This is a genomic window from Streptomyces sp. NBC_00019 (assembly GCF_045041015.1).
Taxonomy (GTDB): Bacteria; Actinomycetota; Actinomycetes; order Streptomycetales; family Streptomycetaceae; genus Streptomyces.
Map to the genome: position 1 here is coordinate 1,755,986 of NZ_CP108302.1, position 15,601 is coordinate 1,771,586.

Annotated in this window: 12 protein-coding genes and 2 pseudogenes; 8 read left to right on the forward strand and 6 right to left on the reverse strand. The window is 72.0% G+C overall.

Annotation, left to right across the window (positions count from 1 at the left end):
- Window positions 1-24: 24 nt before the first annotated feature.
- From OHU89_RS08535 to OHU89_RS08545, 3 genes and pseudogenes are all read right to left on the reverse strand, one after another.
- Entirely contained in the window at window positions 25-909 is an 885-nt protein-coding gene (locus OHU89_RS08535; RefSeq protein ID WP_266895781.1) for an NAD(P)-dependent oxidoreductase, read from the reverse strand.
- A gap of 84 nt (window positions 910-993) precedes the next feature.
- Window positions 994-1,440 (reverse strand): annotated as a pseudogene (locus OHU89_RS08540) (LuxR C-terminal-related transcriptional regulator); the annotation flags it as partial.
- 1 nt (window position 1,441) lies between these two features.
- Window positions 1,442-1,684, reverse strand: a pseudogene (locus OHU89_RS08545) (MMPL family transporter); the annotation flags it as partial.
- Between the two features lie 230 nt (window positions 1,685-1,914).
- Between OHU89_RS08545 and OHU89_RS08550 the strand changes: the two are divergent.
- The 5 genes from OHU89_RS08550 (at window position 1,915) to OHU89_RS08570 (ending at window position 8,728) form a co-directional block, all read left to right on the forward strand.
- The gene (locus OHU89_RS08550) at window positions 1,915-2,979 is read left to right on the forward strand and encodes a LacI family DNA-binding transcriptional regulator (protein ID WP_405641380.1); all 1,065 of its coding nucleotides are present in this window, start codon (window positions 1,915-1,917) and stop codon (window positions 2,977-2,979) included.
- Window positions 2,980-3,106: 127 nt separating this feature from the next.
- Complete coding sequence (locus tag OHU89_RS08555) at window positions 3,107-4,261, forward strand: SGNH/GDSL hydrolase family protein (protein ID WP_405641381.1); 1,155 nt, start codon at window positions 3,107-3,109, stop codon at window positions 4,259-4,261.
- A 139-nt stretch (window positions 4,262-4,400) separates the two neighbouring features.
- On the forward strand, window positions 4,401-5,234 hold the full coding sequence (locus tag OHU89_RS08560; protein WP_405641383.1) for an alpha/beta fold hydrolase: 834 nt from the start codon (window positions 4,401-4,403) through the stop codon (window positions 5,232-5,234).
- A 206-nt stretch (window positions 5,235-5,440) separates the two neighbouring features.
- Window positions 5,441-6,337 (forward strand): S1 family peptidase, encoded by an 897-nt coding sequence (locus OHU89_RS08565; RefSeq protein WP_405654386.1) that lies wholly within the window; start codon window positions 5,441-5,443, stop codon window positions 6,335-6,337.
- A 99-nt stretch (window positions 6,338-6,436) separates the two neighbouring features.
- A complete protein-coding gene (locus OHU89_RS08570) occupies window positions 6,437-8,728 on the forward strand; it encodes a zinc-dependent metalloprotease (protein ID WP_405641385.1) in 2,292 nt (763 codons plus the stop codon).
- Window positions 8,729-8,750: 22 nt separating this feature from the next.
- Here OHU89_RS08570 and OHU89_RS08575 read toward each other — a convergent pair whose 3' ends face one another.
- Window positions 8,751-9,962, reverse strand: coding sequence for a DUF418 domain-containing protein (locus tag OHU89_RS08575; RefSeq protein WP_405641387.1), 1,212 nt, complete (start codon window positions 9,960-9,962; stop codon window positions 8,751-8,753).
- Between the two features lie 202 nt (window positions 9,963-10,164).
- Here OHU89_RS08575 and OHU89_RS08580 point away from each other — a divergent pair, with 202 nt between their 5' ends.
- Window positions 10,165-10,824 (forward strand): response regulator, encoded by a 660-nt coding sequence (locus OHU89_RS08580; RefSeq protein WP_405654388.1) that lies wholly within the window; start codon window positions 10,165-10,167, stop codon window positions 10,822-10,824.
- On the forward strand, window positions 10,821-11,930 hold the full coding sequence (locus OHU89_RS08585) for a sensor histidine kinase (protein WP_405641389.1): 1,110 nt from the start codon (window positions 10,821-10,823) through the stop codon (window positions 11,928-11,930). Before OHU89_RS08580 ends, OHU89_RS08585 begins: the two co-directional genes overlap by 4 nt.
- A 64-nt stretch (window positions 11,931-11,994) precedes the next feature.
- Here the strand turns inward: OHU89_RS08585 and OHU89_RS08590 are convergent, their stop codons facing one another.
- Entirely contained in the window at window positions 11,995-13,782 is a 1,788-nt protein-coding gene (locus OHU89_RS08590) for an ABC transporter ATP-binding protein (RefSeq protein ID WP_405641391.1), read from the reverse strand.
- A 76-nt stretch (window positions 13,783-13,858) separates the two neighbouring features.
- Window positions 13,859-14,074 (reverse strand): hypothetical protein, encoded by a 216-nt coding sequence (locus OHU89_RS08595; RefSeq protein WP_405641393.1) that lies wholly within the window; start codon window positions 14,072-14,074, stop codon window positions 13,859-13,861.
- A 212-nt stretch (window positions 14,075-14,286) separates the two neighbouring features.
- Between OHU89_RS08595 and OHU89_RS08600 the strand changes: the two genes are divergently transcribed.
- Window positions 14,287-15,531 carry a DUF418 domain-containing protein gene (locus OHU89_RS08600; RefSeq protein WP_405641395.1) on the forward strand — a complete coding sequence of 415 codons (1,245 nt, stop codon included), beginning with the start codon at window positions 14,287-14,289 and terminating at the stop codon, window positions 15,529-15,531.
- Window positions 15,532-15,601: the final 70 nt, after the last annotated feature.

Genomic DNA, 15,601 nt, shown 5'->3' on the forward strand with positions numbered 1-15,601 from the left:
CGTGCCCGGCTCACGTACGTTCTCTCAGGCCTTCTCGTCGAAGCTGGCGAAGTACGCGGCGGCCATGTCCTCGTCGCCGTGGCCCTGCGCGGCGGCTCGCTCCAGGCGCTCCGCGCTCGCGGCGGCCACGTCGAGCCGGACGCCGCCCCGTTCGCCGGCCTCGACGATCAGTCGGGCGTCCTTGGCGGCGGTCGACACCGCGAACTGGGGCGGGGACAGCCGCTCGTCGAGGATCAGCGCGGACTTGGCGCGCAGGTAGCCCATGTCCAGCGGGCCGCCCGCGATGGCGTCGAAGAAGTTCTGCGGGTCGACGTCGAGCGCCTTCGACAGGGCCAGGACCTCGCCCATCGCGTTGGTGGTCGCGATGACCCAGCTGTTGGCGACCAGCTTCAGCCGGGTGGCGCTGCCTTCGGCGCCGTCCTCGCCGGTCCACACCGTGCGGGCGCCGACGGCGTCGAGGACGGGCGTCACCTTCCGCCGTCCGTCCACCGGCCCCGCGGCGAGGACGAGGAGCTGTCCGGCCTCGGCGGGCTGGCGGGTGCCGAGCACGGGGGCGTCGTAGAAGACGAGGTCCTGCTCGCGAGCGAAGGCGGCCAGGTCGGCGACGCCCTCGATACCTGCGGTGGTGGACTGCACCCAGGCGACGCCGGGGCGCAGCGCGGAGGCGGCCTGCCGCATGACGTCGAGGGCGGCGGGACCGTCGTAGAGCATGGTCAGGACGACGTCGGCGCCCTCGACGGCCTCGGCGGGGCTGCCGGCGACGGCGATGCCGTCGGCGGCGAGCGGTTCGGCCTTGGCGCGGCTGCGGTTCCAGGCGCGGACGGTGTGTCCTGCGCGGGCGAGGTTGCGGGCCATCGCGGCGCCCATGATTCCGGTGCCGAGGACGCTCACGGTGAGCTTGTCGTTCATGACGTCAACTTCCCTTGGGGGTGGGGTCCCGAGCATAGGGTTCGGACGCTCGTCGACCAGGACTCCGTGAAGCCGTGAACGCCCTCACGCTGCGGGGCCCTGGCCGGTCTCCTGCCTGCCGGGCCGCGAGGGGGACGCAGGCCGTACGAGCCCGGTCTGGTAGCTGAGGACGAGTTCCTCGGCGATCTGGTCGTTGGACCTGCCTCGGGCGGCGAGGGAGGTGACCTCGCGTTCGCGGGGGGTGAGGTCGTTCAGGCGGTCCGGGGGTGCGAGGAGGGCGCCGGGGGCCGGGGCGGTGAGGAAGCGGGTGATGAGAGCACGGGTGGCGCCGGGTGAGAGGAGGGCCTCGCCCGCGGCCACCGTGCGGATGCCCGCGAGGAGGGCGTCGGTGGTGACGTACTTGCCGAGGAAACCGCTGGCACCGACGCGCAGTGCCTTGGCGACGTACTCGTCGGTCTCGAACATGGTCAGGACCAGCACCCGGGTGCCGGTCAGTTCGGGGTCGTCGCAGATCGTGGCGGTGGCGGCGAGGAGCGGGCGCGACGAACACCACCCGGGCGGTGGCGCCGTCGGCGGCGGCTCCGGGGAAGCGCTCCTGCATCAGGTCGTACGCCTTCTGCGACTCGATGCCCGGCATCGAGAACTCCTCGTCGGAGGCTGCTGGCGCCTGGAGGGCACCCAGTCCGACGGCGGTCAGTACCGCCAGCCATATCAAGGCGACGTAACCGCGCCGCCGGAAGGCCAGCCGGCCCAGTCGATACAGAAAAGTAGCCACGTCAGGGAACTCCGCATCTGCTCTCGTTTACCCGATCAGGCTGTCCTGGCGGACCCCCTCCCGTCGTCGTGCGGCTACTGGCACTCCCGACCACCGCATCCGGAGGACCCTCTACTGAAACCGCAGTACGTGTCCGGGCCGCCGGGTCCTGCGCCGGTACGACGTCTCCGCGGTCGGGCGGTGGCGTCTGACATCATTGCGGCTCGATCGTGTGGTCATCGGGAGACACCATGAAGCGAGGCACAGGACGGAGCGGCAGCTCCGCGGCGCCGAACAGTGTGGATGTGGCGCGTCTCGCCGGGGTCTCCCAGAAGACGGTGTCGAGAGTCTTCAACGAAGAGCCCTATGTCTCCGCCGAGGCACGCAGACGCGTCCTCGAAGCCGCGGAGCAACTCGGTTACCGGCGCAACAACGCCGCCCGGGCATTGGCGTCGGGACGGACGCGCTCGATCGGTGTCATCACGCTCGGCACCGCCCTGTACGGGCCCGCGTCCCTCCTCATGGGCGTCGAGCGGGTCGTCCGGGACACCGGGTACGCGCTGCGCGTGGTCAACACGATGGAGGGCGACCCGGCCGGGCTCGCCGGTGCCGTGGACTCGCTTCTCGACCAGGGCGTGGACGGCATCGTCGTCTCCGAGCCGATCGACGAGCCGGGCGGCGGCGAAGCCGGACCCCTCCGCGTCGGCGTCCCGGTCCTCGTCATCGGTGCTCCGCCGCCGCCTCTCACCTCCCCGGCGGTGCTGACCGCGGGCGGGGGTGCCGATCTGATGGCCGGTGCCGCCACCGAACACCTGCTGGGGCTCGGTCATGTGACGGTCCATCATCTGGCGGGTCCGCAGCGGTGGTTCGCCGCCCAGGACCGGCTGGAGGGGTGGCGGACCACGCTGATCTCGCACGGGAGGGATGTGGCCCCCGTCGTCGAGGGCGACTGGTCGGCCGCGTCCGGGTATGCGGCGGGCCGCGCGTTCGCTCAGGACCCCGAGGTCACCGCCGTGTTCGCCGCCAACGATGACATGGCGATCGGGCTGGTACGCGCACTGACGGAGGCCGGGCGGCACGTGCCCGAGGACGTCAGCGTGGTGGGCTTCGACGACGTTCCGGTCGCCGCCTACGTCACTCCGCCCCTGACCACGGTGCGGCAGCCCTTCGACGCCGTGGCACAGGAGGGGCTCAAGCGGCTGGTGCACGCCATCGAGAACCCGGACGCCGACCCCCTGCCGGCGAGCGCCCCGCCGGTCGACCTCGTCGTCCGTGCCTCGACGGCTCCCCCGCGCCCGACCGGCACAGGTCGGTGAGGATTCACGATTGTCCGCGGCGTCCCGGGGAACACGGTGGCCGATGAGGTCACCGTGCCGCCCGGCGAGGACGCCACCGTCCCGTGGTGACCCGGCGGATCGAGGACCACGACCGAAGGGCCCAGCTGTGCAATCCGTCCTCGGTTCCGCGCTCGTGTGTGTCGTCGGTGCCCTCGGGAGGACCACCGGCCCGTCCGGAGTGACCCTGCACCGGTCACCGGACGCGGGCCGTGCCCAACTGGCCGACAGCGCCTTCGAATTCAACAGTGCCGTGCCCTCGGGTGTCCGGTTCGACCTGCTCACCGACGCCACCGACATCGAGCTCGATGTCCGGCTGACCGTGGTCCTGCCGCCGGGCATGCCGGCCGGCGGCACTGTCTTCGACCTGGTGGTCGACGGCGAACTGCGGGAACCGGTCGTGGCCACGCGACAGTCCCTGATCTTCCTCGACCCCGTCTCCGGGGACCTGGAGAACCGGCCGGCCGAACCCGCCACCGTCCGCTTCCCTCTCGGTCCCGATTCCCGTGAGCGCCATGTCGAGATCTGGCTCCCTGTCGCCTCGACGCTCGAACTGCTCGACGTACGCGTGCCGGAGGGGGCGTCGGTGTGCGCGGCTCCGGCGAGCGGTCCGCTGTGGGTGCATCACGGCAGCTCGATCAGCCAGTGCGCGGAGGCGGACCGGCCGACCGGCACGTGGCCGGCGATCGTCGCCCGTTCCGCGGGTCTGTCCCTGCTCAACCTCGGTCTGGGCGGGCAGTGCCATCTCGATCCCTTCATGGCCCGCGCCATCCGGGACCTGCCCGCGGACACGATCAGTCTCGAACTCGGCATCAACGTGCTGAACGCCGACAGCATGCGGGAGCGCACCTTCGTCGCGGCCTTCCACGGATTCCTCGACACGATCCGTGACGGGCACCCGGACACCCCGATCCTGATCATCACCCCCATCGTCTGCCCGGTCGCCGAGGGCCGGCCCGGCCCCACCCTCGTCGGCCCCGACCTGCGCGTGCACACCGTCGACCGCCCCGCCGAACTCGCCATGGGGGCGCTCACCCTCACCCGCATCCGCGAGCTGCTCGCACAGCACGTCGAACAGCGCCGCAAGGACGGCGACGACCGACTCCGACTCATCGACGGAACGGCGTTGTTCGGGCCCGAGGACATCGCCGACCTCCCCGACGGCCTGCATCCGAACGCGGCCGGCTATGCCCGCATGGCCGAGCGCTTCCTGCCCTTGTCGTTCGGCGAGACCCTTCCCCGCCTTCCGGCGACGTCCCGGTAGTCGCAGCGGCCCGCCTTCGGCAGAGGGGCCGCCCGACCGGCCTCGGCGTGAGTCCATGCTGTCGCTCGGCCCCTTCCGCCTTGACATTCCGGCCCTACGACAGAAGGCTGACCGACCAGTCGGTATGAAGGAGTCGGCCGTGACCGAGCTGAGCATCCCCACTCCCGCGGGCACGTTCGACGCCACCGTGGCGGGCCCGCCGGACGGTCGCCCGGTACTGCTCCTGCACGGCTTCCCGCAGACGAGGTCGGCGTGGCGGCACCAGATCGCGGCACTGGCCGCGCACGGCCACCGCGTGGTCGCGCCCGACCAGCGCGGCTACTCCCCCGGGGTCCGCCCCGAGCGCCCCGAGGACTATCGCGTCGACATCCTGGTCGACGACGTCGTCGCGATCGCGGAGCAACTGGGCTGGACGACGTTCGACCTGGTCGGCCACGACTGGGGAGGCGCGGTGGCCTGGTGGACCGCCGATACCCATCCCGCCCGCGTACGCACACTGACGGTCGTCTCGACCCCGCACCCCGGCGCCCTCGCCCACACCCTGCGCACCGACGACGACCAGCGTGCGCGGTCGCGCTACATGATCGACTGGCGCGAGACTCCCGCCACCGAGAACGAGATGCTGGCCCATGACGCCAAGAAGCTGCGCGCCTTCTACGCCGGAAAGGTCCCGCAGGCCAGTGCCGAGGCCTACGTACGGCATCTGTCCCGACCGGGCGCCCTCACGGCGGCGCTGAACTGGTACCGGGCCGGCCGCCCCGAACGCGCCATCGGCGTCATCGACGTACCCACGCTGTACGTCTGGAGCACGGCGGACACCGCGTTCGGACCGGTGGCCGCCCGGGAGACCGCGCAGTGGGTCAAGGGGCCGTACCGGTTCGAGACCCTGCGAGGTGTCAGCCACTGGATCCCCGAGGAGGCACCCGAGTCGCTGAACCGTCTGCTGCTCGAACACCTCCGGACCGCCGGCTGACCTCTCGGATCCAGGTCGGCCGACGACCGCCTACCCCCGCCGGGCGCGGCCGGGCACACTGAGGCCGCGTCCCGCCACGACCGCGCCCTGAGCACTCGCACACCGCACCACGGCGCCGGGAGCACCACGCACGGAAGTACGGCACGCCCGACGACCGTTCGGGCCTGCCGCGAACCCGACCTACCGACCTCGGGGAGACTTCGGTGATCAGAGCACGCCGTACCACCACCAGACGTCCACGGCTGATCGCCTCGGTGCTGAGCCTGCTCGTCGTGACCGCTCTCGCGGTGTCCGACGCCGGCGCGGCCACGGAGCCCACGGCCGGCGCCGCGCCGTCCGCCACCTCGGTGTCCGACGCGGCCTCGGCCGTCGGTTCCCTGGGAATTGCGGGGACGAGCTGGGCCGTCGACGAGCGCACCGGGACGTTGCGGGTGCTCGCCGACTCCACGGTCGCGGAGACCGATCTGGCACAACTGCGGCGCACCACCGGGCGTTTCCCGGGTGCCGCGCGCCTCGAACGGCTCGACGGCCCGCTCCGCACCCTTCTCTCGGGCGGCGACGGCATCTACACGTCCGCTTGGCGCTGCTCGGCCGGGGTCAACGTGCAGAGCGGATCCACCTACTACTTCGTCACCGCGGGCCACTGCACCGACGGCGCGACCACCTGGTACACCGGCTCCGCCCAGACCACGACGATCGGTTCCACCACCGCCACCAGCTTCCCCAGCAACGACTTCGGTGTCGTCCGGTACACCAACCCGGCCGTACCGCACCCCGGCACCATCGGATCCGTCGACATCACGGGGACCGCGACCGCCTACGTCGGCCAGACCGTCTGCCGTCGGGGAGCGACCACCGGCGTCCACTGCGGCAGGGTCACCGCGCTGAACGCGACCGTCAACTACGGGAGCGGAGACGTCGTATACGGCCTGATCCAGACCAACATCTGCGCCGAGCCCGGCGACAGCGGCGGCCCGCTCTACGCCGGCGACAAGGTCATCGGCATCCTCTCCGGCGGCTCCGGCAACTGCACCGTGGGCGGGACCACGTTCTACCAGCCCATCCAGGAAGCGCTCAGCGCCTACGGGCTGTCGGTCTACTGACCGCGACGCGGCCGGCGAGGGCAGGGGGTTGATCAGCGCGGTCACAATGGCTCGCACGCCCCCGACGTCCTCGCCCGCCCTCGTCGAGAGAAGCCCGCCATGCGCACCGAAGAGATCAGCCCGCCCGGTTTCCTCGACCTCATACCCGACCCCGCCGCGCAGGACCGCCTGCTGCTGGGCATCCGCCACTTCGGCGAGCCGTTCCTGCTCACCGTGTCCCTCTCCCAGGGCCTCGGCTCCAGCGACCTGTGGCTCGACCGGGGACGGGTGGGCAAGGCCCGGCTCGCGGAGTTCCGCCGGGTCGGCGACCGGGTGCTCTTCGTCGTACGGAACAAGCACTTCCTGACCCTGGGCGACCCCGCCGCCGTACGGGCCGGTGACGAGTCCTTCGCCCTGTCCGTTCTCTGGAGCGGGCCGGTACTGCGGGAGGAGGACGGCCTGGTGATCGTCGACGCGACCGAACTGGTGGTCGCCGACCACGACCACGTCGCCGAGCACCTCCACGAGCGGGAGCAGGGCGACTACCGGATCGATCCCTCGGCCAGCCTGCCGCTCGTGGCCGACAGCCGCACCGGCCCCCGCGGCACGCGCCTCCCGGCGCTGCTGACCTTCCGCGGCCCCGGCAGAGGAGCGGCGGTCCGGGCGGTGGCCGCCGACCCGCGCGCCCTCACCCTCGTCCAGCAGCTGACCTTCCTCCGGCTGCCCGAACGGCCCATGCCCGCCCGCCGCTACCACCCCGCGTCGGGCGGTTACGGCATCGGCTACGCGGACCACGGCCTGATCGGACGAGCCGGTACCCAGGTCAGGTTCCAGCCCCGCTTCCGGGTCGGCCCCGATGCCCCCGCGATCGTCTTCCAGGTCGACCCGGCGATCCCCGAACCGCTGCGGTCGGCGGTCGTCGAGGGCGGCAACTGGTGGCAGGAGGCCTTCACCGCCATCGGCTTCCCGGACGCGTACCGGGTCGAGGCGGGCGGCGCGGACTTCGACCCGTACGACCCCGACGTCAACGGCGTGGTGTGGGTGCACCGCGCGGGACGCGGCTGGTCCCTGGGACAGGGCCTGGCCGATCCGCGCACCGGAGAGGTCCTGCATGCCCGGGTGCGGCTCGGCTCCCAGCGCGTCGAACAGGTCCGCGCCCTCGGCGAGGCGCTGCTGGCTCCCTACGGACACCCCGAGGAGACTCAACGCCTGGCGGCTGTCGAGGAGTTGGTGCTCGCCCGGTTGCGCCGGCTCGCCGCGCACGAGATCGGCCACGCGCTCGGTTTCATGCACAACTACGCCAGCACACAGCACTCCGAGCCATCGGTGATGGACTACCCGCACGCGCGGATCGCGGTCACTGAGGACGGGCGCCTGGACCTCTCCGGCGCGTACGCCACGGGCCTCGGCCCCTGGGACCACTTCCTGATCGCCCACGCCTACGGCCGGTTCCCGGACGAGGAACACGAGCTCGCCGCCCTTCGCCGTACGGCCGCCGAGGCAGGGCTGGTCTACGTCACGGACGAGGACGGACACGGCCCCGAAGCCGCCCACGCCGACGGCGTCCCGTGGGTCACGGCGGGCGGCGCCCTCCAGGCGCTGGAGACGATCCTGCGGGTACGCCGGATCGCCCTGTCCGGCTTCTCCCGCGGCGTGTTGCCGCCCGACCGGCAGACCGGCGAGCTGGAGGAGCGGGCCGTGCTGCTGCATCTGCTGCACCGCCACGAGGTGACGGCGGTGGCCCGGCTGATCGGCGGTGTGCGGTACGCGTACGGCCTGGCGGGCGACGCCGGGACCGGCACCGTGCCCGTCGACGCCGTCACCCAGCGACGGGCCCTGACCCGGCTCTCCGCACTGCTGCATGCCGAACAACTCGCCCTGCCCACAGCGGTGTTGGACGCCCTCACGCCGCCCGCGATCCGCTCCGGACGTACCGACCAGTACTTCGACACCGGGGCGGGCCGTGTCTTCGACCCCTTCGCCGCGGTCCGGGCCGCGGCCACCCTGGTGACGGAGCCCTTGTTGGACCCGGCCCGCCTCAACCGTCTGGCCTGGCAGCACGCCACCGATCCGGCCGTGCCCGGCGTCGCGGACCTGCTCACCGAGCTCCTGACCGCCACCTGGCGCCGGGACGACCCGGTCCCCGCCGACGTCCCGGCGGGCACAGCGGTCCAGCACACCGCCGACTGGGCCCTCCTCCACCAGGCACTGCGCACCCTCGACACCGACACCCTGCACGCCCCGGTCCGGTCCCAGCTCCGGTCCACCCTGCGCGAACTCGCCACGGACCTACGGCAGAAGGACGGCGACCACCACCACGAGGGCGCCGAATTCCTCACCGCGTACCTGACCGACCCGGACTCCGTCCGCCTCGACCCGCCCCCGCGGCTGCCGCCGGGCGCGCCCAACTGAGACCAGGGCCGTCGGGTGTGTCTCATAGGATGCGCCGGGCGATCCCGGTCGCCCTGCCCATCAGCCATTCGAGCGGCCCCCGCCGGAAGAAGCGGGACCAGACGGTGGCGAGGACGGTGACGGACGCGATGAAGCCGAGCAGGACGTACAGGGGTTGAACGGCCGCTCCCTCGGTGTCCAGGAGCCAGATGGCGACGATGTGGTAGACGTACGCCGTCAACGACATCGAGCCGACCGCGATGACGGGCCCGGCCAGGCGGCGCAGCCCGGGGAAGGCGTCCACGGCGGCCAGGCACGCGGTGATCACCAGGATCGCCACGCCGGTGGCGGCCACGATGGACAGGGTCGCCTCGCTGTGCGGCGCGGAGGCCAGCATCCCGGCGGGGGTGTCGCCGAAGATGCCGATGCTGTCGGGCGATACGGACGACACGGACGACATGCCCGGCCCCTCTTCGGCTTTCCGGACGGCTTCGGCGGCACCGGGTACGAGACGCAGCGCCAGCCAGGAGCCGCCGTAGCCGGTGACGGTGAGGGCGACTCCGGTGAGGGCGAGGCGTATCCGGACAGCCGTGGCGGCCAGGTCGCAGCGGGCGACCGCCATGCCGGCGATGACGAACGGGACCCAGGTCAGGGCCGGATAGCCGCCGGTGAAGAACAGCGAGACGGGGCCGTCGGCCTGGCCGTAGGAGAGGAACACGCGGCCGCCGAACACCGGCTTCAGCGCGTACAGCAGCTGCGGGCCCACCAGGGCCCAGCCTGCCGCGATCAGCGCCAGCGGCTTGGCGCCCAGCCGGTACAGCGGGAGCACGATCAGGAAGAACAGTCCGTAGAAGGCGAGGATCGGCACGACCGGGGTGCCGGTCAGGGTCAGGGCGGTGCCCAGGGCCATCAGGATCACGGCCCGGATGATCACCTTGGCGACGGCCTGGCGGCCGGCCGACCCGGTCTTCGGTGTGCGGCGCCCGGTGATGAGGGCGACCGCGAAGCCGGCCAGGACGGCGAACAGGGCGGAGGAGCGGCCCTGCGCCAGCTCCATCAGGTAGCCGATCACACCGTCCTGGCCCGGGGCGGGGCCCACATGGACCGCGTACATGCCGAAGACGGCCAGGCCGCGGGCGAGGTCCAGCCCGATCAGTCGGCCCACGCCGGGCGCGCCGGTCGAGGGCTCACCTCGCTCGCGTGCAGGGGACGCTGCGTCGGTCGTGGGCAGCGGGGAGTCCGTGGGAGGTGTCATGCCGATCAGGCTGGAGGCCGGGCCGATCATGGAGTATCCGGCAGAAGGCTGCGGTGCCCCTGCCGACCGGAGGGTGATACCCCGCCGTGTGGCTGGACCTGCCGCTCGTCGGGCAGCGGGGACTCCGTGGGGCTTTAGGGTCGAGTCGGCATGGGTCGGACAGCATGGATGAAGGTGAGGCGGAGCGCGCGTGATCCGGGTAGTGGTGGTGGACGACGAGGCACTGGTCCGCTCGGGCTTCGAACTCATTCTGGGCGCCTCGCAGGACATCGAGGTCGTCGCGACCGCGAGCGGGGGCGACGCCGTGGCGACCGTCCGCCGTGAGCGGCCCGACGTGGTGCTGCTGGACATCCGGATGCCCGACGTCGACGGGCTCACCGTGCTGCGCGAGCTGCGGACGAAGCCGGACGCCCCGGTGGTGGCGATGCTGACGACGTTCGACGCCGACGAGTACATCCTGACCGCGCTGCACTGCGGCGCGGCCGGTTTCCTGCTCAAGGACACCGAACCGGAGCAGCTCGCCCACCTGGTGCGCACCCTGGCCGCGGGCGGCGTGGTGCTGTCCCCCAAGGCGTCGCGCACCCTGCTGCACAGCCACCCCGGCACCGAGGCCGTCGTCGACGAGGAGGCGGCCCGAGTCCGGCTGCTCACCGCCCGCGAGCGCGACGTTCTCGTCCTGGTGGCGGAGGGGCTGTCGAACGCCGATATCGGGGCGCGCATCCACCTGGGTGCCGGCACGGTGAAGGACCACGTCAGCGCGATCCTCACGAAGCTGCGGGTGAGCAGCCGGGTGCAGGCCGCGCTACTGGCGCAGCGGGCCGGACTGCTGGACGAGCGCCCACGGCCCGGGGCCGGACGATGAACCGCGCACGCGTCCCCCTGCAGCGGCTTCCCGCTCCGGTCGTCGATCTCGTCCTGGTGGCGGTGGCGGCCGTGGACGTATGGCTGAACATGTGGGAGCACACGCGCCTCGGTGTCGCTCTGGCCGCGCTCGGCTGCGCCGCGTTGGCTTTCCGGCGCAGGTTCCCGCTCGCGGTCTTCCTGCTCACCCTGCCCATCGCGCTGATGCAGGACATCGCCGTCGCGGTGCTCGTGGCGCTGTTCACCCTGGCCGAACGCTCCCGCGACCGCCGTCTCCTGGTGGCGTGCATCGCCCTGACCGCCGTCGCAGGCAGCACTCCGTGGCCCCTGGCCGACGTCGACCGGACGATGACGCTGGTCAACTTCGTCTACAGCTTCGCGACCGCCGCGGCCCCCGTCCTGTTCGGCCAGCTTCTGCAGGCGCAACGGGACTTGGCGCGGCGGCTGGCCGAGATCGAGGAGGCCAGGGAACACGAGCGGGCCCTGCACGCCCAGGCCGTGCTCGCCCGCGAACGCGCCCAGCTGGCCCGCGAGATGCACGACGTGGTCTCCCACCAGGTCAGCCTGATCGCCGTACGGGCCGGAGCCCTCCAGGTCGCCGCCAAGGACGCGGACGCCAAGGAGGCCGCCCGCACGATCCGTTCCTTGAGCGTCACCACACTCGACGAACTGCGCACCATGGTCACGCTGCTGCGCGCCTCCGGCGGCAAAGCCACCGAGCTGACTCCTCAGCCCACCCTGGCCGACCTGCGCAAGCTGGTGGAGTCGAGCGGCACTCACGCGGAGTTGTCGGGTGAGCTTCCGCCCGCCGTGGGCACACCGGCGCAGCGGGCCCTCTACCGCACGGTCCAGGAGGCGTTGACCAACGTCCGCAAGCACGCCCCCGGCGCCACGGCCCGCGTCGAGCTGTGGCAGGACGGCGACCACGTCGGAGTGACCGTCGCCAACACCGCGCCCACGCGTCCCTCCCTGGCCCTGCCCGGTTCACAGCAGGGTCTGGTCGGTCTGCGGGAACGGGCCGACATCCTGCACGGCACCCTGGAGGCGGGGCCGACCGTGGAGGGCGGCTACCGGGTGCGGCTGCGGATTCCGCTCAGTGCGGACTGACCGGCCAGGGCCTCGTGCCGTCAAGTCGGCTTGCGCCGGCTCGCGAGACCCGGGGTGCGGTGGGTCATGGCGTGGGGGCCAGGAACTGGGTGGCCGCCAGTTGCGTGTACAGCCGGTCCTGGGCGACCAGTTCCTCGTGGGTGCCCACGGCCCGTACTCGTCCGGCGTCCATGACGATGATCCGGTCGGCGCGTGTCACCGTCGACAGGCGGTGGGCCACCACCAGCACGGTGGTCTCCCGGGCCACGTCCGCGATGACGTCCCGCAGGGCCAGTTCGTTGACGGCGTCGAGCTGCGAGGTCGCCTCGTCCAACAGCAGCAGCCTGGGCTTGCGCAGCAGTGCGCGGGCGATGGCGATGCGCTGCCGCTCGCCGCCCGACAACTTCGAGCCGCGGTGCCCGACTTGGGTGTCCAGGCCGTGGGGAAGGCGGTCGACGAGGGTGTCGAGCTTCGTCCGGGCCAGAACGTCGCGGATGGCGTCGTCCGTTGCGTCGGGCGCCGCGAGGACCAGGTTCTCGCGCAGTGTGCCGGCCAGCACCGGAGCGTCCTGCTCCACGTATCCGATGGCGGACCGTAGTTCGGACAGGGACCAGTCCCGTACGTCCTTGCCGTCGATCAGGACCCGGCCGCCGGTGGCCTCGTAGAACCGCTCGATGAGTGCGAACACCGTCGACTTGCCCGCACCGGAGGGACCGACCAAGGCCGTCATGCCGGCAGCCGGTATCTGAAGGCTCACCTGCTGATGGATGTACGGCAGCTCCGGGCGGTGGCGGAAGGACACGTCCTCCAAGCGGACCGATACGGCACCCGGGACTGCTTCCCCCGCCCCGAGCCGGGCGCCCTTGTGCCGGGCGGTCGGCTCCGTCGAGAGGCGTTCCACCTGCGCGATCCGGGAGATCGCGGCCGCCCCCTCCTGATAGTGGGACACGGCGTCGACCAGCTTGGACACCGGCTCGATCAGATAGAAGAGGTACAGCAGGAAGGCGATGAGGGTGGACACGGGGATCTCCCCGGACGCCACCCGCGCCCCGCCGACCCCGAGGACCGCCAGAAAGGCCAGCTGTACGCCGAGTTCGTCCGCCGAGCCTGCCACGGACTCCCACTTCGCGCTGTTCACCCCGTGCCGCCACGCCCGCTGTGCCGCGGCCTCCACCCGGGCGGCCTCCCGCTCCTCGGCACCGGACGCCTTCACCGTGCGAAACGCCCCGAAGGCCCGCTCCAACGCGATGGAGATCTCTCCGACCGCCTCCTGCGACCGCTCGGTGGCCTGCGCGATCCGCGGCATCACCAGAGCGGCGGCCCCGCCGACCAGCACGACCACGCCGAGCGTCACACCCAGCAGCACGACGTCCAGGAACGCCATCATCACGATCGCCGCCACGAAGGCCACCGCACCAGTGGCCGCGGAGACGACCGCCTGGGTGCTGACCGCCCGCAGCAGTGTGGTGTCCGAGGTGACCCGGGACATCAGATCACCCGGCGGTATCCGCTCCCACTCCGCGATCCGCAGCCGCAGCAACCGCCCCACAAGGGTGCGCCGCGCGGCCAGGATCACCGACTCCGCCGTCCGCTCCAGCACATACGCGCCGAACGCCTCAACCGCCGTGCCCAGCACCACCAGCACGGTCAGCGCGATCAGGATCCCGGCGATGGTCTCCCCGGTCGCCAGCCGGTCCACCAGCGCCTTCGTGGCCAGCGGTTGCAGCAGTCCCCCGGCGGCCCCGACCAGGGCGCACAGCAGGCCGAGAGCGACGGCCCACCGGTGCGGCCGGACATAAGCGCACAGTGCCTTGACCGTCTCTCGGGCGGACAGGGACGTCTCGTCCGTCGTCGGGGCGGATGCGGTGTTCACGAGATTCCTCTTCTTCTGCAGTCTTCGGGGCACCGCGTCAGCGGGCCGGTGCACCGGGGCGTGGACATCTGTCGGATCAGGGGACGAATGTGGCTGCCCCGGTGACGAGGGCGTGCACCAACGCTTCGGCTGTCTCAGGCCGCACGACGAACAGGACGAAGGCGCCCGCCGTCAGCGTCAGGCCGAGGAACTCCAAGAACTCGCCCCTGTCAGGGACCGCGTCACGGCTCGGTGCGTCGGCCGATGATCCGAGGAGGTCCTCGCGCTCCTTGCGCCACCCACGGTGTGTCATGCCTCCAGCCTGGAAGCCCGGTTACTCCGCGCCCCATCCGGCAACCGTCGGGTCCGCCCCCGCCGAGTGGCTGGAGAAGACCGCCGTCCGGTCGCGCCGGACCGCTCGGGCGCGACACCGCCGGTCGGCAGGGTGGTACCCGCCGATCGGCGGGGCCGTTACCGAAGCCTGCCGGATGGTCCGCCTCCGGATGTCCGCGCGAGATTCTCCGTATGACACAGTCGCAACCGCTGCGGGAGACCTCAGCCCCGCAGGAGAACTCACCTCCGCAGCCCCGCACCTCCCCCGAGTCCGCCGTGCCGGCCTCGACCGGTCCTTCGATGGGACGCCTCGTCGGCGTGGACCTGGCCCGCGCGCTGGCGGTGTTCGGCATGTACGTCGTACACATCGGACCCCCGCTGTCGGCCACGGACGGCGTCGCCAGCTGGATCCGGTACCTGGCGGACGGTCACTCGTCGGTCCTGTTCGCCACCCTCGCCGGGTTCTCACTGATGCTGCTCGCCGGCCGCCGGGAGCCGAAGACCGGCCTGGCCGGCCGGCAGGCGAAGGCCCGGATCGCGATCCGGGCCGTCATCCTGCTGGCGCTGGGCACCGTGATGGCGATGGAATACGGGTCAGTGGTCATCCTCGCCTTCTACGGGGTCTACTTCCTGCTGGCCCTGCCCCTGGTGCGACTGCGCGCCAGGACACTCGCGATCACCGCGGCCGCCCTCGCCCTCGTCACACCACAGCTGGCGTTCGCCCTGAACTCGCTGCTGACCGAGCCGATCCGGCAGAGCATCAACGCCTACGACCCGCTCCACCGGCTCAGCGACGTGGGAGTGCTCGATCTGCTGCTCACCGGCTTCTACCCGACGATCACATGGATTCCGTTCGTGATCGCCGGTATGGCGCTGGCCCGACTCGACCTGTCCGCGACCGCCGTCCAGTGGCGCCTGGCCGCGCTCGGCGCCGCCCTCACCGTGGCCGCGTACGGCATGTCCTTGCTGCTGGCCGGCAAGGACGCGTTGCGGAGCACGGCGGAAGACGGGTCGTCGTCCGGCGGCTCAGGGTCGATGCCCCTCGACAGCGGGTCGCTCCAGTCCCACGCGTCGTCGCTCTTGACGGCCGGGCCGCACAGCGGCACCACGTTCGACATCATCGGCAGCGTGGGAGTCGCGATCCTCATGATCGTGGGCGCGACGGTGGCGATGGACCGCCTCCCGCGACTGCGCCGCCTGGCCACACCGGTCGTCGCCGTGGGCACCATGTCCCTGACCGCCTACGTCGGCCACTTCGTCATACAGGGCTGGCTGCCCCGGTTCGGCGCGACCAACGACGAGGAGTCCTGGGTGACGCTGATCATGTTCGTCCTCGGGGCGATCGTGTTCGCCGCGGTCTGGTCCCGCTTCTTCCGCCGCGGCCCCCTGGAGTACCTGCTCAACGCCGCCACCAAGCCCGCCAAGCACATCCGCTGAGGCCGCGCCGGGGTGGCTCGCCTCCACGTCCACCCCACAGCGGATTCCCAAGGCATCCGTGGCAGCCGGC